Below are 20,047 nucleotides of genomic sequence, written 5' to 3'. Positions count from 1 at the left end.
TGGAATTGCTATAAAAGTAAACGGAATGGATGGTTTTGACAACTATTTGCTTCGACGTTCTATGCGACGTAGTTGTCTTTGGATTTTCTTGATGGCAGACTCAATGGACCTTTCGGGTTCTATGATGTTATATTCGCCCCAAAAGTCTGGGTCTGAAAACCCAATTGCTTCATCACTGAGAATAATGGATTTTTTTATGCGTTCCCGGTTTTTGGGTAATTGCCCGCTCTCGTTTCTTTCCCAATCCGTAACGGCCATTTCAGCGGTCATGCTGTATACCGAATTGAACAGACGGTCTTCCCAATCTATTTTAAATTCCAGCATAACACTGCTATACCCATAATACCATTTCCCACCTTTTTCGCGGTAATCCACACGATAGGCGACCTCAGTAGGCCAAACATCCACACCCATAGGTTTTCGTCTGACAAAAAGCTGCGAAGCTAAATCCTTGTCTGTAATATTCAGGGAATACACGGCACTCGTCAAAGTTTTGTTTTCTACATCAATAAAAAGTTCGCCATTGTACAAAGGAGCGGTTACGGTTTCCCGCTGATTGAATTTAATGACATAGATCAGGCGGTCATTAATTCGGGTAGACCGACCAAAAGAAAACGTGTAATCTGAAAGGGATCCCTCCCCAAATAGAAACTCTGGGTATTTCATAATGTCCACATACAGTGTATTGAATGGCCCCCCCTGTAACTTAAGGGCAACGGTGTCCAATTTGCTGTAATCTGTACTTTTTCGAGCCTTGTAAAGTTCCAGGGCATCATTGCGTGCAGAATTATAGGGCGATTTATAGATACTGACAACGGCCTCGGACAGCGATACATTTTTTCTGCGCTTCCTAATGGTTTCCCTATAGAAAGCGGTCATCAAAGTAGGGTCGCTGAAATAGTTATCACCTTTTCGTGCCAAAGTTTCCTTAACCAATGCTGCAGCATCTTTGGGCACGTTGATGTTGATTTCCGAAAGCTCGGTAATGGAGACCGACAATGAAATTCTGTTTTTTTCAGGTTGTAAGCTTGATAGTGGGATTGTCTTGTTTTTGTATCCCAAAAAGGATACAATCACATTGCCATCGGTTATGTTTTTTGGAACCTTGAGCAAAAAACCACCTTCCGTATTGGTTATGGTACTTATGTTGGTGCCTTCAACCGCAAGTGTGGCAAATACCAAAGGGTTGTTTGTAGACTCGTCTACCACTTCACCTTGATACTGATTAAAGTCGACAGTGGTGTCCACATTTTCCTGAAAGGCCAGCACTTTGGATGGATTCCACTGTAAAGCAATGAGTACCAAAAACAAGGTTCCCTTCACTAATTTTTCCTTGAAAAAACACCTAATAGCACGTTTTGTACCCATAACCGTATACTTGTTGTTACCTTTAAAGATACAAAATTTTGAAGTTTATGGTGCGTTCAAAATTCTTAAAATATCAGTACTAATTGGTTTTAAATCAGATAAAAAGAGATTAGTCTACCATAAAAAGTGCATTGGCGAAAAACAGTTTTCCATTTTCCCAGAAGCCTCTAAAAAGTGGGTTGTCTATCATGTAGACCACTTGGCCTGAACCAAGGTTTTCCGCGCCGTAAATAAGAGATTCTGCCACTTGGGCCTGAGCATCGCTTCCCGCGAATCCCGAAAAAGGTTTCGTAGTTTTTTCCAAGAAAACGGCATTGCCATTTTTCAGATAGTTATAGCTGGCATTTCCAAGTTTTAGCGTGAAATAATCTTTACCGTACCCATAGGCCAAAGGATGGGTGTTATCTACCTTGGTCTTAAAAATAGCACCGGTGATGGCCCTTTTTATCTGTTCTCTTTCCAAATTTTCATGTGGACTCGGGACATTGCTGGTTGAGTCGGTATCCATCTCCTTTTTTTCAATACCAAATCCATTTTCGCCATCAATGGCGCCAATAGCATCGCCCATGGCAATGAGCTTACCACCCTTTTGTACCCATTCGCGAAGTCTTTTCAGTTGTTTTTCGTCAAAATAGTTCCCATATCTTCCATCGGGCAAGATTAAAATGTTGTAGTCGTCCAAATTGACCCTTTGTGCATATGAGTCGTCTATAACCGTTAAGGGATAGTGCAATTGTTGCTCAAAGAAATGCCAGATTTCTCCAAACCTTAAGGTCGAGGTTGGTCCCCCCGATAAAATGGCCACCTTGGGTTTAGAAATCATTTTTACATAACTAGATCCGAAATCCTTACCAGAATCCACAAAGCCAGTATTGGCCAAGGTGAAGTCTTTTTGGTGCTTGGACATCAATTCCAAGAGGGAGGTGTAAAAGTCAGATTTGTGTTGATTGTCTCCCTGGGTAACAATCAATGTTCCCCTTTCAAAAGATTTCCCATCCAAGGTGAATGGATGGTCTGCTTTTCTCACGCGAATTCCTTTTGTGAGCAATTCTGCCAAAAAACGGGCATCTTTCATGCTGTTCCAATCAAACAGATAGGCGTATGCTTGATCATTAGGTCCTCCAACACTAATACTTGCCACAGAATCTTTGTTCGTATTTGCTGGTGTTGCATCGATCAACGAGGTAGAAGCAATAGCATCCAACCCATAGGCATAGGGCAGGGACCAGGCCGTAATGTCATAGGTGAGCGAATCGGTAAGCTTGGCATTGGGTTCAAACAGAACCTTTACCAAGGTACCCTTAGGCTGATTGGTGGAGACAACAACACTGTTGGAGGAGGTTGCCATACTGCCGTTGGAGCCTGTACTGTAATCGAAGCCTTTTACCAACCCATTTGAAGGGTGCCCAAAAGTAATCCTATGCTTTTCCAATAACGTTTTAAGCGCATCTATTTTATCCTTATCCCCATTTAAGACATAACTTTTGTACTTGAAATTTTGATTTTGATAAAACTTCCTGAATTCGGTGTTCAATTTATCGGCATTTTGGGAAGATACTTCCACTGTGGAAAGTCCTGTGGTAAAGTGGTGTGCAATCCTATCCTTTAGGGTAAGGGTATCGCCAATCCTGGTAATGATGCCTAAACCAGCGCGTCCGCTCCCTCCTTGCTCGTAGGTCATTCCAATGGCTCCATTGTACATGGGGTAGGTGTCCCCGTAGCTTGGATAGAAAAGGTCAAATACTTCCTTGGTGAAATAAAACCAACCATTTGCATCAAAATATTTGGCGTGGTTTCGTCCAAGGGTAATTTGGAAATTTCTCTGAAAATCAGTGATCACTTCGTGGTAAGGTTCCGCTGCAGGGGCAAAATAGTATGGATTGTCCACACCCTGTTCGTGAAAGTCCACATGCACGTGGGGCAACCAGTCATTATAGACTTCTATACGTTGTTGGCTTTCAATTTGGGTAAGCCATGCCCAATCACGGTTTAAGTCAAACATATAGTGATTGCTCCTTCCATTCCACCAACCTTCATGGTGTTCCTTACTATTGGGGTCTACTTGATAGGGTGTGTTTTTATATTGATTGTACCAATTGCTGTAACGATCCCTTCCATCAGGGTTTATGCAAGGGTCCATGATGACGACGGTGTTTTCAAGATAAGAACTCTTGCTGGTCAAAAGCTCATAAATGGTCTTCATGGAAGCTTCGGTACTCACACTTTCGTTGCCATGAACGTTGTAGCTCAACCAAACAATTGCCTTGGTGCTGGTTCCGGTTCCGTCCATATCCTTCAAGTGTTGTTGTCGGATGGTTTCCAAATTGGACATGTTGGCTGCAGACGTGACATAAGCCAACAATAAAGGGCGTCGTTCATTGGTCTGGCCATAAACGGTAAGCTTCACCCTGTCAGGGGCTTGTTCGGCCAGATACTCGTAGTAATCCACCACCTCATGATGACGGGTAAATTCTGTGCCCAATTCGTACCCCAAAAACTCAGAAGGGGATTTTAACTGTTGGGCTGATATTGCTAAAGTGAATAATGCTGTGAGAAAAAATAAAAATTTTGTCATGTATGGGTCAATTAGTCGTAATCAAATCTAACAATAAATTGGATGACAGACCTACTTTTTTGTATCTGTGCGGAGAAGGGTATCCAAGAAAACGTAATTAACGTATTTTTAGGATGAGAAAAAAAGAAGAGGTTTATCTTTGATCACCTCATTACAGTTTTAATGGAAGTAGATTGTATACCCTTTAAGGAAACCGGTTATTTTTCCAAGCTTATTTGCGATTATCTAGACCAGCGGAAAGACTTAGAACAATTTTATAACCGATTCCCCTCACCTGAAAATTTTGTGGAACAGATCAAGGAGAAGAGTGATGCCTACACTTTTTCGAACCGGGCGATACTTGTACAAGCTTTGCGAGAACAATATAAGGGTATGGCAATCTCAGAGGTGACCGAGGCCAATGTAACCTCTTTAGAGGAAAAAAATACGTTTACGGTGGTCACAGGGCATCAGTTAAACCTTTTTACAGGACCTCTGTACTTTTTGTACAAGATTGTATCAACCATTAATCTTACCAAGGAACTAAAGCGCACATATCCCGCACATCAATTTGTGCCGGTGTATTGGATGGCTACCGAAGACCACGATTTTGAGGAGATCAATTACTTCAATCTTCATGGAAAAAAGGTGCAATGGAGCAGGTCGTCCTCTGGAGCTGTAGGCATGTTGGATACGAAAGGTCTAGATGCGGTGTTTGAGACTTTATCGGCCGAATTGGGGAAAACCGGAAATGCAGAAACTTTAAAAGTGCTTTTCAAAAAAGCATATTTGGAGCATTCAAATTTGGCAAAGGCCACCCGGTATTTGGTGAACGAACTGTTTGGTGAACATGGATTGGTGATCGTGGATGGGGATGACCCATCGCTTAAAAAACTACTGGTTCCCTATGCCGAAAAGGACATTTTTGAACAAATCCCTTATAACAAGGTAACGGAATCCATAGGAGAACTGGAAAAGGTGTCTTCTGACTATACAATACAAGTAAATCCGAGGGAAATCAATTATTTCTACCTTAAAGAAGGGCTCCGGGAACGGATTGTGGAACAGCATGGGAAATTTCATGTGGTGAATACCGAAATAGAATTTTCCAAAAAAGAACTTAGCGAGGAACTGCATAAACACCCTGAGCGATTTTCCCCAAATGTGATTGCCCGTCCTTTGTACCAAGAAGTGATTTTGCCCAATCTTGCCTACATTGGTGGTGGAGGGGAATTGGCCTATTGGTTGGAACTGAAATCGTATTTTGATGAAATGGACATCACTTTTCCTATGTTGATGCTCCGTAACTCTGCTTTGGTGATTACAAAAAAACAGGCCGATAAAATAAACAGGCTGGATTTAAAAGTATCCCATCTTTTTTTGAAACAGAATACGTTCATTAACAAAAAGATCAGGGAAATTTCCAATATCGATATTGATTTCTCTCCCCAGAAAAAATATTTGGAAGAGCAGTTCGAGCAGATGTATCAACTTGCTGAAGAAACCGATAAAAGCTTTTTGGGTGCGGTAAAGGCCCAAGAAATCAAGCAAAAAAAGGGTCTGGATGCTTTGGAGAAAAGACTTTTAAAGGCACAAAAACGAAAGTTGAGAGATCATGTGGTCAGAATGACTGACATCCAGAATGAACTCTTCCCGAACAAATCCCTTCAAGAGCGCCAACTCAATTTCTCAGAACTATATCTAGAGCTGGGAGAAAATCTGATTCCCAATCTTTTGGATTCCCTTGATCCATTTTCGGGGACGTTTTCAATTTTAAAATACTAACTGGGTCAAGTATTTTTCAATCAGCAAAAAAAAAATCAAAAACAAAGTAGGGTATTTTTCCTTGTAGTTGTTTTACTAGTGAAAATTGCTATGAAGAATTTAAATGAATGAGTTGGTTAACTCATATGTTTAGGTTGGTTTTGATTTTATTTAAAAAGCCCTGGAGTGGTTCTCAGGGCTTTTTGTTTTTTATGGCTTAAGCTATTAGAACAAATCAGCGAAGTGGGATTTCACCTCAAACAAAGTGGCCTCTTTCATGGTGTCAAACCTTAAATCTGCATGGCCCACACGGTCTTCGGGTCCAATACCCACACTATGGAAACCTCCTGCTTTGGCAGCATCAATACCTTTTTCGGCATCTTCCACCACAATACAGTTATTGGGGGGTAGCCTTAACTTTTCTGCGGCGTAAAGGAAAATATCTGGCTCAGGTTTGCTTTTGGTTACGCTATTGCCGTCCCCAATAACATCAAAATAGGGCATGGCATTTAACTGCTGCAATACTTTAAGGGCATTCTTACTGGCACTTCCCAAGGCTACGCTGAAACCTTCTGTTCTTAGGTGGGTTAATAATTCCTTTGCTCCAGGTAGATAATCTTCCGGGGTCATATGGTCCAAACTGGCCACGTAGAGGTCATTTTTTTTGGTGGCTAGATCAATTACCGTCTGTTCTTCCAGGGTAACCTTGTTATGGTCCATAATAACTTTAATGGAATCCATTCGGGAGATGCCCCGAAGTTTTTCATTGAGTTCCCGGTCAAAATCCCAACTCATTTCATCAGATAGCTTTTTCCAAGCTTCGTAATGTAATTCTGCAGTATCGGTAATTACTCCATCCAAATCGAAGATGAAACCTTTGATCATGGTTCAGTGTTTTAAAGAAATGCAAAGAAATGACGAAAAGTGTTAAGAAAAAAACTACAAAACGTTATGTTCAGTTCAGGGGAATAATTTTTGTTGAGCCCTAATGGGTTTCCGTTTAGAAAAAAGAATACACTTTACTGAAAATCTGCAATTAGCATTTCACACCTGAAAACTTTTGAAAACTTGTCATAAATATCCTTTAAAAGATCCCTTTCCAAAAAAACCAAATTGCTATTTTTGCCCATGCATAACAACGTACTCATCCTAGACTTTGGTTCCCAGTACACACAATTGATCGCGAGACGCGTTAGGGAACTGAACATTTACTCAGAAATAAAACCATACAACAAGTTGCCCGAGGATTTATCGGAGTATAAGGCAGTTATCCTATCGGGGTCACCGTCTTCCGTAAGAGGTGAAAACGCCCCACATCCCGATCTATCCGAAATCAAGGGGAAAAAACCTTTGCTCGGAATTTGCTATGGTGCCCAATACCTGTCCCATTTCAATGGTGGGAATGTGGCTCCTTCCGCTACCCGGGAGTATGGCCGAGCCAATCTCTCCTTTGTAAAAGAAGGGGAAGCCTTTTTGGAAGGCCTGGGAGAAGGAAGCCAAGTGTGGATGAGCCATAGTGATACCATCAAGGAGCTTCCCGATGGGGCGGTCCGACTGGCGAGCACCCATGATGTGGAGAACGCAGCCTATAAAATTGAAGGTGAGAATACCTACGGAATCCAGTTTCACCCCGAAGTATACCATACTACCGATGGCTCTAAACTGTTGGAGAACTTTTTGGTGAACATAGCCGGATTGAAACAGGATTGGACTCCGGATGCGTTTGTAGAGACCACCGTGGAGGAACTAAAGAAAGAAATTGGGGACGAAAAGGTAATTCTCGGACTTTCAGGAGGTGTGGATTCCAGCGTAGCGGCCATGTTGTTGCACAAGGCCATTGGCAGTCATCTCCACTGCATTTTTGTGAACAACGGATTATTGCGAAAAAATGAGTTCGAAAGTGTGTTGGACCAATACGAGCACATGGGGCTCAATGTAAAAGGAGTAGATGCTTCGGCACGTTTTTTGGAAGCATTGAAAGGAGAATCGGATCCAGAGAAGAAACGAAAGATCATTGGAAGGGTCTTTATTGAGGTCTTTGATGACGAATCCCATAAAGTGGAAAACGCAAAATGGTTGGCCCAAGGTACTATATATCCCGATCGGATTGAATCCGTTTCGGCCAGTGGAGGCCCTTCGGCAGTGATCAAGAGCCACCACAATGTAGGCGGATTACCAGATTATATGAAACTAAAAATTGTGGAGCCCTTAAAAATGTTGTTCAAAGATGAGGTAAGAAGAGTTGGAGCAAGTATGGGTATGGAAGATTTTATCTTGGGGAGACATCCTTTTCCCGGACCTGGTCTGGGAATCCGTATCTTGGGGGATATTACCGCAGAAAAAGTGGCCATTTTACAGGAAGTTGACGCCATTTTTATTGATGGTTTGAAAAAATGGGGGCTTTATGATAAGGTCTGGCAGGCCGGAGCCATGCTTTTGCCCGTAAATAGTGTAGGAGTCATGGGAGATGAGCGTACCTATGAGAAGTGTGTGGCGCTCAGGGCTGTGGAGAGCACGGACGGAATGACGGCAGATTGGGTAAATCTACCCTATGAATTTTTACAAAAGACCTCAAATGATATAATAAATAAGGTCAAGGGCGTTAATAGAGTAGTGTACGACATTAGCTCAAAGCCACCTGCAACTATAGAATGGGAATGAAAAAATATATCTTACAACTGGGCTTGGCGGTTATTTTTATGACCTCTTTCCAAGTTTTCGCGCAAGAATATGCAACACACGCCGTAAAGGAGGGAGAGACCTTACAGAGTATCTCCCAACAGTATAGGGTTACGCCTTATAGTATTTTACAGGCCAATAAGGAAATCAAAAGTGCTTCGGATGTAAAGCCAAATACCATTTTGGTCATACCGTTGAAGGGTCCCATTGTTCAAAAAGAAAAGCCGAAAGAAGAAGAGCAGGAGGAAATCAAACCCTTAGGGTTTACCCGTCATAGAGTAAGAAGGAAGGAAACCCTTTTTGGACTTACCCAGAAATACGAAATCACCGAAGAGCAATTGAAACGCTACAACCGGGATTTATATTCCGAACCTCTTAAAAAAGGAATGGTGTTACAGATTCCCAAATTTCCGGAGACGGACCCTGCCGATGAGCGTGAACTGGATTTTGAAACCTATACCGTTCAACCTAAGGAAACTAGGTGGAGCATTGCCCATAAATATGGTATTTCCGTAGATAGTCTATTGGTATTGAACCCTGATTTGAGCAAAACATCCAACTATTTGGCAGCAGGGCAAGAACTAAAATTGCCACGTCCAAAAGGGGATAGTCTCAAGGAGCAACAAGTAGACTTGTTTACGTCATATACGGTGCCCCCAAAAATGACTTTGTATAGTCTGGGCAAGGAGTATGGAGTTCCTTCAGATTCCATTGTCAAGCTTAACCCCGAAATCATGAAGCAAGGGGGATTAAAGGAGGGAATGGTCATCCGTCTCCCTAAAAAGAGGGATAATACTGGAGTAGTGAATACAGATAACTTCATCTTTTATGAGGTAAAACCTAAGCAAAATATATTCAGGCTAACCCAAAATTTAAAGATTTCGAGGGAAGAACTTTTCCGTTTAAACCCTGATTTGGAAAATGGCTTAAAGGCTGGGATGGTGCTCAAACTTCCAAAAGAGAAAGCTGCAGGACTTCAAGTGAAGAACGCTTTGGTATTGGACAGAGTTAACTTGGTGGATAGTATCAATGTTGAAAATAAACCCAAACTCGTCTTTATGCTGCCATTCCGATTGGATAGGGTTGAAGTGAACAACAAAGAAAAAACTGAAAGTCAGATCAAGACCAGACGGGATATGGCCTTGAGTCTTGGGTTTTATTCCGGGGCTTTGGTAGCTCTTGATTCCATTAAAAAGATGGGGGTTTCTGTTGATGTGAAAACTTACGATACCGAGTTGAGTCAGGCCAAAGTGAAGGAGATTCTTTTTAGGGAAAACCTACAAGGCGTAAATGCCATTATTGGCCCTATTGCTTCCGGTGCTTTGAGTGAAGTTGCTGTTGTGGCGGCAGCCAAAAATATCCCTGTGATTGCCCCAGTGGCTTCAGATAGTCAATTGAGCCATAGTAATGTGTTCTTTTCGGTGCCCAAGGAAGAAATACTCAGGGAGAAGATGCTTTCTTATGTAAAGAAAATCCATAAGAACGAGAATGTGATCATTATTGCGGATTCTACCCATCAAGTGGCCCACGATTCCATTTTGAGCAAGTTTCCAGCGGCCCAGATTGCAAAAATCATCGACAATAAATCCTTGCATTTAGATCAGTTTCTATTAAAACTATCTGAAACGAAGGAAAATTGGGTGTTTTTGGAAACCGACCAGCCCAATATGATTTCAAGTGTCACATCCATCCTTAACTCGGCCATTACGGAAGACGTTAAAGTGCGTATGTTCACCACAAGCTATAACAACAATGCCTATGAAGACGATGCAGTCTCCAACACGCATTTGTCCAATTTAAGGTTTACCTATCCTTCATTTTATAGGGAAACGGGCAACGATTTCTTTACCCGAGCTTATGAGAAACGATACAATGGATTAAGTCCCGATCGGTACGCCGTACGTGGGTTTGATGTGACTTATGATATTTTGCTGAAATTGGCCCATAAGAACAATCTTTTTGAAACTTCAAAGATTATAGGTCAGACTGAATATACAGGGAACAGTTTTGACTATATCAATGATTGGTCCTCTGGATATTTCAATAGAGCCTGTTACATCATGGAGTACGATAGTTTGCAAATCAAAGAAGTAAAGTTGGATGACCTCAAAAGTAACCTATAATGGAAATCTTCGGACCACTTGTACACATATCAGGTCCGGAAGTGAATATATTACAGATGCTCCCATAGACAATAATGGGAAGGGGGAAGCCTTTTCACCCACAGATACCGTGGCCACAGGATTGGCCAATTGCATGATGACAATGATGGGAATCAAGGCAAGGGATATGGAGGTGGATTTAACAGGTTCCACCGCTGAAGTGACCAAGCATATGGCTGCCAATCCAAGGCGAATCTCAAAGATAGAGGTGAAATTGGAGCTGCCGGCCCATGTTTCGGAAAAGCACCGAAAAATTTTGGTCCATACAGCCAATACATGTCCTGTGCATTACAGCTTGCATCCCGACATTGAACGCATAATCGATTTTCATTGGGTAAAATAGCAGCCATAGGATGTTTGTTGTTCCTTGGTTTTTTTGGTTTTGCACAGGAAATTGAGGAGGGGGTCCCTTGGGATGCCAACAAGCGTCTTACATGGGCCGATTTTAAGGGGAAAGTACCTCCAGCTGCAGTACCTGCGGCCACAACGGCCAGTGGCATCAGTTATACCTACTCTGCCAATTTAATGCACCATGAGGTAGAACTGGATTATGAGGTTACCGCTTATTTTTATCCCAACGAGTCTTGGTACAAACCATCGCTGGCCAACGATACCATATTGAGCCACGAACAGTTGCATTTTGACATTGCGGAGCTCTTTGCCCGTAAGATGCGAAACCGATTGGACCGCACTTCTTTTTCAGATAATGTAAAGGCTGAGGTTCGGGAAATCTATCAAGAGATTTTACAGGAACTCAAAGAATTTCAGGAAGCCTACGATTGGGAGACCAACTTTTCCCGGAATGTGGAAAAGCAATTGGAGTGGAACGCCAAAATTGCCAAGGAACTTCAGGCAGTGGAATAGTTTCGCAACCGTCAGTTCGAGTGATTTTTGACGTTCCACGTCAAAAATTGTATCGAGAACCAAATCAATTCTCGATACGTTTCCTTTGGAAACCACTCGAACTGAAGAGCTGACGCTAGACTTTATTTCTTGTATTTATCGATAAACTTCTGGTCCAGTTCCTCAGAATCCTTGTACTTCACCCGCAGGGCCTTTAATTCTTCCTTCAATTTCTCCTGAATTTCGGCATAGGCCGGGTCATCGTATACATTTTGCATTTCGTGGGGGTCTTTGGCAAGGTCGTACAGCTCCCATTCGTTCACATCATGATAGAAATGAATCAACTTATATTGTTTATTGGCCATACCATAATGCCTTTTTACGGCATGCTCGGCAGGATACTCGTAGTAGTGGTAATACACATTTTCCCTGTCCCACTGTTCCAAATTCCCGGTCAAGATGGGCATTAGGTTTTCTCCTTGCATATCATCAGGGATAGCGGCCCCGGCAGCTTCCAAGAAGGTTTGGGCAAAATCCAGGTTTTGAACCATTTCATCACTGGTGATTCCCGGTTTTATGGTGTTGGGCCAACGAATCAACAATGGAGTTCCAAAGGATTCTTGGTACATGAACCGCTTATCGAACCATCCGTGCTCTCCTAGGTAAAACCCTTGGTCCGAGGTATAGACCACCAAGGTATTCTCGGCCAGATTAGACTCATCCAAATAGTCCAACACCCGACCCACATTGTCGTCCACGGAGGCGATGGTGGCCAGATAGTCCTGCATATAGCGTTGGTATTTCCAGCGGGTCTTTTCGGTATCGTCCATGTTTGGCCACTTTGCCTTGAAATCTTCAGCGATAGCATCCAAAATGGGAATATACTCCGCTTGTTGTTCCTCGGTGAGGCGTGCCACTTCCCCACGACTGAAAAGCGGTCCGTTTCTAGGGTCGGTGTTCATGCCCAGCTCATCGGCAAGCTCGGGATAGACCTTGCAATCATAGCTGAGGAGCATGTGTTTAAAAATGTTCATCTCGGCGGTACGTGCCGCGGTGCCCCTTCCGGAATAATCATCAAAAAGGGAGGCAGGTTCAGGGATTTCCTTTTCCAGATAAGCTTTGAACTTGTCCGCTTTGGGCCACCATGGGCGGTGCGGTGCCTTGTGCAAGTACATCATCAAAAAGGGCTTTTCAGGGTCCCGTTTTTGGTCCAGCCACTCCAAGGTCATATCGGTGATAATGTCCGATGCATAACCCATTTTTTGGATGGTATCGCCCTTGGGCGTGATAAAATCCGGATTCATGTAGCGTCCCTGTCCGGGTACGATCATAAACTCATCAAAACCCTTGGGACTGTTGCCAAAATGCAACTTGCCAAACATGGCCGTTTGGTAGCCCGCCTTTTGCAATAACTGCGGAAAAGTCACCTGTGTGGTATCAAAAGGGGAGAGGTTATCTATTTTTCCATTGATGTGGGTGTGCTTCCCGGTTAAAATGGTGGCCCGCGAAGGCGCACAGATGGAGTTGGTGACCGAGGCATTGGTGAACAACATCCCTTCCTTGGCCAACCGGTCTATGTTGGAGGTCTGTATCAAGGTGGTGTCATAGGCGCTGATGGCTTGGTAGGCATGGTCATCGCTCATGATGAACAGGATATTGGGCCTTGTGGGCTTTGTGGTTTCGGCTTGTTCTTTTGGGGTGTCCTTACATCCAATAAGGAAGGAGATAAGAAGAAGGGGTAACATAAATACAGGTTTAGACCTCATGGTGTTGGATGGGTTTGAAAATTTAAAGGTAGCAAATTCAAATGGTACGATAGATAGGGCTACTGTTTTGAAAACAATTCGAGAACTTGCGGAAACGAATTAATACAAGCCAATATGCCATCCAATAATCCATTCATCGAACTATCTAATTTTATAGAGGACACCTACGGCTCTCCTGAAGCCTTTGCCCAACAGTTAGATCTCGCGGTGGAAATGCTGTTTTATGTGGAAGAGGATACCTTTTCCCGAAGGGAACTGCAGGAAGTGGCTTCGGCGCTCATGAGTGTAATGCGGGTGCTACAGGGCAAATAAATATAATTTTTCATGGAGCCACTGAACGGCTTTGTACTTTTTGGTCTATTAAGTCCAATATTTCCCCATCCACATCCATTCTAAACTTGCGCGCAAACAATTTGTGTTCAGGTTGGTCTAGAAGTAAGCCTTTGTCTTCTTTGGAAAAGGTAACGGGTAGGGGTACATTTTTTCGTTCCCAATCCACAAAGTGAAGATTGTCCATAAGCTTAATGGTCTTATCTTCTTTCATGATTTCATGGAGTATGGTATGAAAGATTTGCTCATCTGGACACAAAGTGTACCTGTAATACTTGAGCAGTCTGTCCTTGTGCAGATCTAAGTATGCCATGATTTTCTCCAACGTGGCACGGGTAAGACAGAACCAATTGGTGCCCTTGTAGTGTTCTTTGAAGATGGATTTACGCTTGGGGTTGAACAACATAAAAAAATCCTTGGCCCTCAGCTTGCCCTTGACCAACAATTGTAGAATGGTTTTTAGATTTCCGGGATTGAATGAAAAAATGCTGTCCAGAATAACAAAATCTTCCCGCTGGGACGATAGGTTGATTTTATACTTTTTAACCCGGGTTCTGTATATGTCACTGTCTTTGGGAATTGGGGTAGTGGTATAGTCCAAAAAATCGTATTCTCCATGGGACTCCAGATAGGCATCAATGTATTTTGGGCTTTTAATGGGGTAGTCCTGCCCACTTATAAATATGATCATGGAATTTTTGGGAGCGTCCTTCATGGCAACCTCCAATAAGTTTAGTGTTGCTGTTACTTGGGAAATATCGCCCCAGATACAATCTACCCTAGTATTGATGAATCTCACATTAGTGTTGGAGACGATGTTCTTAAATCGGGTAATATCGCTCTTAAGGTCAACGTGGATATAAAAGGTTGAATTTTCATCGCTGAGCCTATCAATCATTCTTTTGAGCTGCTCTGGGTAATCGTGAGCCGTAATGATATATCTCTTGTCCATTGGCATCAAAATGTACACTGACCAAAATTATGGTACAGAGGTTTTCTTATTCAATGTGCAGTTTGGGGAGCTTTATGTGTGTATAAATGTAGTGAATTACAACGGATTATATGTTTGCGATGGTTTTATGTTATTGTAAAGTATGTGTTTAGAGCCAGCGCGAACACTGCTTATAAAAAAGATGTGGCCAGATATCGTACCTAAAAATTCATTCCTTTAGAAGGGATTTCATCCTTTCAGGTAACCTTGATCTTTAAGGATGTGGTGGTGGGTGTTGAAGGGAACTCAATCCCTCAACTGAAACAGCAAATCCATAACCTCGATTTCGGGCGGTTCGGACATTTCATAGGCCGCTGGAATACTCTTGGCCAGATCAGATTCCTTATAGGCCATTAACGCTTCCTTGGATTCCCAGATATAGATGCCACTGTACAGGCCTTCGCCCCGCTTCACGTAGTATTTTTGCACCAGTCCGGGAAAAGCCTTGAACTGCGGTTCGCGTTCCTTGGCCCGGCGCAACAATTCTTCCTCGGACAAAGGGCTCTTTACTTTAACGATCAGTAGTATCATGGTGGTCTGGTTTAGATGTCACATCGCAAAAATCCATCTTTCAGGGCTGCAATTTTGTCCTCCCAAGTGGTGATAAACTCTTGGGCCACATAGCCTGTAAACCCGGTTTCATGAATGGCCTTGATAATGGCGGGGTAGTAAAGCTCTTGGGTCTCATCGATTTCGTTGCGACCCGGAACCCCTGCGGTATGGTAGTGCCCAAAATAGGGATGGTAGTTGCGTATGCTTCGGATAATGTCACCCTCTTGGATCTGCATATGGTAAATATCGAACAACAACTTAAAATTGTCGCTGCCCAAGTGCTTGCAGAGTTCCACGCCCCAAAGGGAGTTGTCGCACATATAATCCTTATGGTCCACCTGGTTGAACAGCTCCATCTGGATGACCACCCCGTGCTCTTCGGCCAAGGGGATGATCTGTGACAGTCCGTCCACACAGTTTTGCAGTCCCACATAATCGTTCATGCCCCTGCGGTTGCCACTAAAGCAGATGAGGTTGGTGTAACCGGCTTCGGCCACCTTGGGGATCATCTCCGTATAATTTTTAATGAGCTGTTCGTGGTATTTGGGGTCGTTCCACCCTTCGGTAAGGCTTATTTCGGCCCCGTTGCACATGGAGCAGTGGATGTCGTATTTTTTCAATAAGGGCCAATCCTTGGGACCGATAAGGTCAACGGCCTTGATGCCCAAACTGTTCAGGGTCTTTAGGAAATCCTCCAAGGGAATATCGGCAAAGCACCATTGGCACACACTGTGGTTGATGTTGTTCTTCAGTTTGAATTCTTTCTGTGGCGTTTGGTCGTGCGCAAGGCCGGAAACCGATGCCAAACCCGCTGAACCAGCGGCCGCCGTGGCAATAAAATTTCTTCGCTTCATGTTTTCGGAGTGATTGTTCCGGGAAAGATAGTACATTGCCCCTACAAATGGAAATGCAACCGGATAGAGAACAGCTGTTGGAAATGGCCCATTACAGAATGCCCTTTGGCAAGTACAAGGGCCGGTATTTGGTAGATCTGCCGCTGCCTTATTTGGTGTGGTTCAGGCAAAAAGGTTTTCCCGAAGGGAAGCTGGGCAACTACCTGAACACCATGCTCACCATCAAGGACAACAACCTGGAACCGCTCATCAGAAAACTTCAAAAAGAATTTCCGAAGGAATCCTCCTGATTTCTGAGCTGCAATTTGTACCTTTACGCCCCGTAATAGAAAGATTAATATGTCACAGACCAAGTACATTTTCGTTACGGGAGGCGTAACTTCATCCTTGGGTAAAGGAATCATCGCCGCATCCTTGGCCAAATTGCTACAGGCCAGGGGTTACCGGACCACCATTCAAAAATTAGATCCCTATATCAACGTAGATCCAGGGACCCTGAATCCTTACGAGCATGGCGAGTGTTATGTGACCGATGATGGTGCAGAGACTGACTTGGACTTGGGACACTACGAGCGTTTTTTGAACGTGCGTACTTCCCAAGCCAATAACGTTACCACGGGACGTATTTACCAAAGTGTGATCGAGAAGGAGCGAAGAGGGGAGTTTTTGGGGAAGACCGTACAGGTGGTACCCCATATTACCAATGAAATTAAAGAGCGTATCCAGATTTTGGGCAAAAGTGGCGATTATGATATCGTGATCACCGAGATAGGGGGTACCGTGGGGGATATTGAGTCCTTACCTTATATTGAAGCTGTACGTCAGCTGCTTTGGGAGTTGGGTGAGCACAACGGTATTGTGGTACACCTTACTTTGGTGCCGTTCTTGTCCGCAGCCGGTGAGTTGAAGACCAAGCCCACACAGCACTCCGTAAAAACCTTGATGGAAAGTGGTATAAAGGCCGATATCTTGGTCTGCCGTACCGAGCATAACATTTCTGAGGACATCAAAGAAAAATTGGCCCTGTTCTGTAATGTAAAGAAAGAAGCTGTAGTTCAGTCGATTGATGCATCTACTATTTATGATGTTCCCATTTTAATGCAGGAGGAAGGGTTGGATACTGTTGCCTTGGAGAAATTGGCTTTACCAAAAGATACCGAACCCAATTTGGATCAGTGGAAAGAGTTCTTGAAACGACACAAAAATCCAAAAAACAAAGTGGTTATTGGGTTGATTGGAAAATACGTGGAACTTCCAGATTCCTATAAATCCATTCAAGAAGCATTTATCCACGCTGGAGCGACCAATGAAGTTGAGGTTGAGGTGCGTTCCATCCATTCGGAGCATCTTACTGCCAAGAATATCGACAAAAAATTGATGGGATTGGACGGTCTTTTGGTAGCACCTGGATTTGGGGAACGCGGTATTGAAGGTAAAGTGATGGCAGTGCGGTATGCCCGGGAGAACGATATGCCATTTTTAGGCATTTGCCTTGGCATGCAGATGGCCGTAATAGAATTTGCACGTAACGTTTTGGATATGGCAGGTGCCAATTCCACCGAAATGGATAAGGAAACGGCTTATCCTGTCATAAGTTTGATGGAAGAGCAGAAATCCGTGACCGATATGGGCGGGACCATGCGTTTGGGTGCCTGGGATTGCCATCTTACCGAGGGTAGTTTGGTACATGAGGTGTATGGCACTTCGGATATTGCGGAACGCCACCGTCACCGTTATGAGTTTAACAACGCCTACAAACAGCAGATGGAAGAAGCTGGATTGGTACCTACTGGGTTTAACCCCAAGACCGGTTTGGTGGAGGTCGTGGAAATACCTTCGCACCCTTGGTTCATTGGTGTACAATATCATCCAGAGTACAAGAGTACGGTGGCCAGCCCACATCCCTTGTTCGTGGGTTTTGTAAAGGCCGTACTGGAACAGAAACAGAAACAAAAGAATGCCAGTTTGGCATAAAGTGCGGTTTTGGGCATATATTTGCGAGCTGAATACCGATAAAGAAGATTTCTACTAAATAATTTTCATGGAAGAAAAGAAGCTGGATATCAATTCCATTATTGGATTTGTACTGATTTTTGGGATACTTATTTTTATGTTTTACCAGAATCAGCCTACACCAGAAGAGCTGGAAGCACAGAAAGCAGAGCAAGAAAAGATTGAGGCTGCGGCAAAACAGGAAGAACAGGTTGAGGTAACCCCAACCCCGGTACAACAAGCACAGAGCGTAGATTTAAACGATTCCACTGCGGTTGCCAATTACAAGAGCGCCGTTGGGGCATTTGGCTTTACCCAAGCTACTGAAGGAACCACAAAACTGGAGAACGAAGTACTTTTCTTGGAGGTGGCCAATAAAGGTGGTCAGATTATAGAGGCAAGGGTTAAAAATTTTGTCACCTACGACTCCGTCCCTGTTTACTTGGTAAAGGATGGCAACGCCAATTTTGCCCTCAACTTTTCGGCCAATGACAATAGGGTGCTCAATACGGCAGACCTGTATTTTGAGCCTTCACTATCCAAAAATGGAGACAATCAGGTACTTTCCATGAAGGCCAAGGTGGCCGACAATCGTTTTTTGGAATACCGATATGAAATGAAGCCCAATGATTATTTGGTGGATTTTACCATTCGTTCCCAAGGGTTAAATGGGGTTATCAATAGCACTAGGCCCATTACCCTCAATTGGGAAATGAATGGAATACGACACAACAAAAGTGTACAGTACGAGAACCGCTATACCCGTTTGACGTACAACCATGAAGATGGTAAGATCAGTAAACTTTCCGAGAGTAGCGATTTGGATGAAGAAACCGAAGAGGATATCAAATGGCTTTCTTATCGACAACACTTCTTCAGCTCCATCTTGGCTTCGGACAACCACTTTAAAACTGCGGAACTCAGTTCCAAAAATCTAGTGGAAGAAGAAGGCAAAGATGTTATGTTCACTAAGGCATACAGCACCAAAGCACCCCTAGAGCTGCAAGGTGGAGAACTGTCGCAGAACATGCATTGGTATTATGGCCCCACCGATGTTAAAGTATTGGATGATTATAAAGATTTGGGCTTGGCTGACTCTATTCCCTTTGGTTGGGGAATTTTTGGATGGATCAATCGATATATATTTACACCATTTTATGGTTTCTTAAGCTCGTTCCTTCCGTTCGGGATCGCTATTGTGGTGATGACCATTTTGGTACGTTTGGCATTATCGCCTGTTACCTATAAATCCTATCTCTCACAAGCTAAAATGAAAGTGTTGAAGCCTGAGATCACAGAAATCAACGAGAAGTACAAGGACAACGCCATGAAAAAGCAGCAAGAGACCATGAAGCTGTACAACAAGGCGGGAGTGAGCCCAATGAGCGGTTGTATTCCAGCGTTGATGCAGTTGCCTATTTTCTATGCCTTGTTCATGTTTTTCCCAACTTCTTTTGCGTTGCGTCAAAAGCCATTTTTGTGGGCCGAAGATCTTTCTTCCTACGATACTATTTTCAATTTGCCGTTCACCATTCCATTTTATGGTGACCACGTGAGTTTGTTTCCAATTTTGGCATCTGTGGCTATCTTTTTCTATATGATGATGACTACGGGACAGAGCATGCAGATGCAACAACAACCGGGTATGCCCAACATGAAATTTATCATGTATCTGTCTCCCATTATGATGCTGTTCTTCTTCAACAACTACGCCAGTGGTTTGAGTTTGTATTACTTTATTTCCAACCTGATTACCATCTTTATCATGTTGGCCATTAAGAACTACATCTTGGACGAGGACAAGATCCACGCGCAGATTCAGGAAAACAAAAAGAAACCAAAAAAGGAAAACAAGTTCCAGCGCAAGATGCGCGAAATGATGGAACAGGCCGAAGAGCAGAAAAGGACCGGAAAAAGATAATAGCTATGAAAATTATCACTTGACGTTACCTATAAATGGTATGTCCTTTTAAGCTTAAAATCCTTAAGACCTTCGAAAGGTTATAGAAGTAAATAAAAAAACTCCCTCAAGAACTTTGGGGGAGTTTTCCATTTGCAGGTATAGTTTGGAAAGATTTGGGACTTCAAAGATGCGGCATTACTGTTGGGTAAAAAATTAATAGTTGTCAAAATGGGTGTTTTTGTATGGTAAAAGAACCCCTTTTGATGTGTCATCGATGAACGGTAAACGT

The 20,047-nt window shown here is 43.2% G+C and carries 16 protein-coding genes; 9 read left to right on the top strand and 7 right to left on the bottom strand.

Features of this window, described 5'->3' with window-relative positions; all coding sequences use genetic code 11:
- Positions 1–42 precede the first annotated feature (42 nt).
- Positions 43–1,368 (bottom strand): carboxypeptidase-like regulatory domain-containing protein, encoded by a 1,326-nt coding sequence (locus tag EZV76_RS12235; RefSeq protein ID WP_136566849.1) that lies wholly within the window; start codon positions 1,366–1,368, stop codon positions 43–45.
- A 109-nt stretch (positions 1,369–1,477) separates the two neighbouring features.
- A complete protein-coding gene (locus EZV76_RS12230) occupies positions 1,478–3,943 on the bottom strand; it encodes a M14 family metallopeptidase (RefSeq protein WP_136566848.1) in 2,466 nt (821 codons plus the stop codon).
- Positions 3,944–4,105: 162 nt separating this feature from the next.
- On the opposite strand from EZV76_RS12230, the gene bshC reads away from it, so the two are divergent.
- The gene (bshC, locus tag EZV76_RS12225; protein WP_136566847.1) at positions 4,106–5,707 is read left to right on the top strand and encodes a bacillithiol biosynthesis cysteine-adding enzyme BshC; all 1,602 of its coding nucleotides are present in this window, start codon (positions 4,106–4,108) and stop codon (positions 5,705–5,707) included.
- A 204-nt stretch (positions 5,708–5,911) separates the two neighbouring features.
- On the opposite strand, the gene pgmB is transcribed toward bshC, so the two are convergent.
- The gene (gene pgmB, locus EZV76_RS12220; RefSeq protein ID WP_136566846.1) at positions 5,912–6,571 is read right to left on the bottom strand and encodes a beta-phosphoglucomutase; all 660 of its coding nucleotides are present in this window, start codon (positions 6,569–6,571) and stop codon (positions 5,912–5,914) included.
- 243 nt (positions 6,572–6,814) lie between these two features.
- Between pgmB and guaA the strand changes: the two genes are divergently transcribed.
- From guaA to EZV76_RS12200, 4 genes are read left to right on the top strand one after another with little or no spacing between them, the layout of a single operon-like run.
- Positions 6,815–8,347 (top strand): glutamine-hydrolyzing GMP synthase, encoded by a 1,533-nt coding sequence (gene guaA / locus EZV76_RS12215; RefSeq protein WP_136566845.1) that lies wholly within the window; start codon positions 6,815–6,817, stop codon positions 8,345–8,347.
- The gene (locus EZV76_RS12210) at positions 8,344–10,488 is read left to right on the top strand and encodes a LysM peptidoglycan-binding domain-containing protein (RefSeq protein ID WP_136566844.1); all 2,145 of its coding nucleotides are present in this window, start codon (positions 8,344–8,346) and stop codon (positions 10,486–10,488) included. The genes guaA and EZV76_RS12210 overlap by 4 nt, the downstream gene beginning before the upstream one ends.
- Positions 10,466–10,870 (top strand): OsmC family protein, encoded by a 405-nt coding sequence (locus EZV76_RS12205; protein ID WP_136566843.1) that lies wholly within the window; start codon positions 10,466–10,468, stop codon positions 10,868–10,870. The genes EZV76_RS12210 and EZV76_RS12205 overlap by 23 nt, the downstream gene beginning before the upstream one ends.
- Positions 10,858–11,391 (top strand): DUF922 domain-containing protein, encoded by a 534-nt coding sequence (locus EZV76_RS12200; protein WP_136566842.1) that lies wholly within the window; start codon positions 10,858–10,860, stop codon positions 11,389–11,391. The genes EZV76_RS12205 and EZV76_RS12200 overlap by 13 nt, the downstream gene beginning before the upstream one ends.
- A 122-nt stretch (positions 11,392–11,513) precedes the next feature.
- Here EZV76_RS12200 and EZV76_RS12195 read toward each other — a convergent pair whose 3' ends face one another.
- Complete coding sequence (locus tag EZV76_RS12195; protein WP_236640916.1) at positions 11,514–13,115, bottom strand: sulfatase family protein; 1,602 nt, start codon at positions 13,113–13,115, stop codon at positions 11,514–11,516.
- Between the two features lie 135 nt (positions 13,116–13,250).
- On the opposite strand from EZV76_RS12195, the gene EZV76_RS12190 reads away from it, so the two are divergent.
- Positions 13,251–13,448, top strand: coding sequence for a hypothetical protein (locus EZV76_RS12190; RefSeq protein ID WP_136566840.1), 198 nt, complete (start codon positions 13,251–13,253; stop codon positions 13,446–13,448).
- Positions 13,449–13,458: 10 nt separating this feature from the next.
- Here the strand turns inward: EZV76_RS12190 and EZV76_RS12185 are convergent, their stop codons facing one another.
- The 3 genes from EZV76_RS12185 to EZV76_RS12175 form a co-directional block, all read right to left on the bottom strand.
- Positions 13,459–14,418, bottom strand: coding sequence for a beta-1,6-N-acetylglucosaminyltransferase (locus tag EZV76_RS12185; RefSeq protein WP_161594415.1), 960 nt, complete (start codon positions 14,416–14,418; stop codon positions 13,459–13,461).
- A 285-nt stretch (positions 14,419–14,703) separates the two neighbouring features.
- Positions 14,704–14,988 (bottom strand): antibiotic biosynthesis monooxygenase family protein, encoded by a 285-nt coding sequence (locus EZV76_RS12180; RefSeq protein WP_136566838.1) that lies wholly within the window; start codon positions 14,986–14,988, stop codon positions 14,704–14,706.
- Positions 14,989–14,999: 11 nt separating this feature from the next.
- Positions 15,000–15,863 (bottom strand): hydroxypyruvate isomerase family protein, encoded by an 864-nt coding sequence (locus EZV76_RS12175; RefSeq protein WP_136566837.1) that lies wholly within the window; start codon positions 15,861–15,863, stop codon positions 15,000–15,002.
- Positions 15,864–15,910: 47 nt separating this feature from the next.
- Here EZV76_RS12175 and EZV76_RS12170 point away from each other — a divergent pair, with 47 nt between their 5' ends.
- The 3 genes from EZV76_RS12170 to yidC all read left to right on the top strand — a co-directional run bounded on the left by EZV76_RS12170 (position 15,911) and on the right by yidC (position 19,776).
- The gene (locus EZV76_RS12170) at positions 15,911–16,153 is read left to right on the top strand and encodes a DUF3820 family protein (RefSeq protein ID WP_136566836.1); all 243 of its coding nucleotides are present in this window, start codon (positions 15,911–15,913) and stop codon (positions 16,151–16,153) included.
- A 49-nt stretch (positions 16,154–16,202) separates the two neighbouring features.
- Positions 16,203–17,837, top strand: coding sequence for a CTP synthase (gene pyrG / locus EZV76_RS12165; protein WP_136566835.1), 1,635 nt, complete (start codon positions 16,203–16,205; stop codon positions 17,835–17,837).
- Positions 17,838–17,904: 67 nt separating this feature from the next.
- Positions 17,905–19,776 (top strand): membrane protein insertase YidC, encoded by a 1,872-nt coding sequence (yidC, locus tag EZV76_RS12160; RefSeq protein WP_136566834.1) that lies wholly within the window; start codon positions 17,905–17,907, stop codon positions 19,774–19,776.
- The last annotated feature ends 271 nt before the right edge of the window (positions 19,777–20,047 follow it).

Source organism: Flagellimonas alvinocaridis (assembly GCF_004916895.1).
Lineage (GTDB): Bacteria > Bacteroidota > Bacteroidia > Flavobacteriales > Flavobacteriaceae > Flagellimonas > Flagellimonas alvinocaridis.
The sequence above is the reverse complement of the archived record's forward strand: the minus strand, read 5'-3'. Positions and strand labels throughout refer to the sequence as shown.